Origin of the sequence: Polaromonas sp. AET17H-212 (genome assembly GCF_002379085.1) — a bacterium.
Lineage (GTDB): Bacteria > Pseudomonadota > Gammaproteobacteria > Burkholderiales > Burkholderiaceae_C > Polaromonas.
Genome location: NZ_NBZW01000086.1, coordinates 1 through 315 on the forward strand (window position 1 = coordinate 1; position 315 = coordinate 315).

Annotated in this window: 1 protein-coding gene; it reads left to right on the forward strand. The window is 61.0% G+C overall.

Annotated features, from left to right (window positions below; translation table 11 throughout):
* Positions 1-124: 124 nt before the first annotated feature.
* Positions 125-315 (forward strand): PIN domain-containing protein (locus tag B7G53_RS22355; RefSeq protein WP_141396446.1); only part of this gene is annotated, 191 nt, incomplete at its 3' end.

The following is a 315-nucleotide window of genomic DNA, read 5'->3' on the forward strand; positions in this document are numbered from 1 at the left end:
CGGTCAAAGCGAACTCTCGCTCCTCGACGTCATGGATGGCATCCCCGGTGGGGACGGCATCGATTTCGATCCGCCTCGTCTCAATCTCCAGATCCATGGCGCATCGTTTGACTGAGGGCTCTCAATGTTCGTTCTGGATACCAACGTCATTTCCGAGCTGCGCCATGGCAAGCCCCATCAATCTGCCGAGGTGCGGGCCTGGGCCGCAGGGCAGCCGAGCAGCAAGCTTTTCCTGTCCGCCATCACCCTCCTTGAGTTGGAAATAGGCATCCAGGCGCTGGAGCGACGCATGCCGCCTCAGGGTAGTGCGCTGCG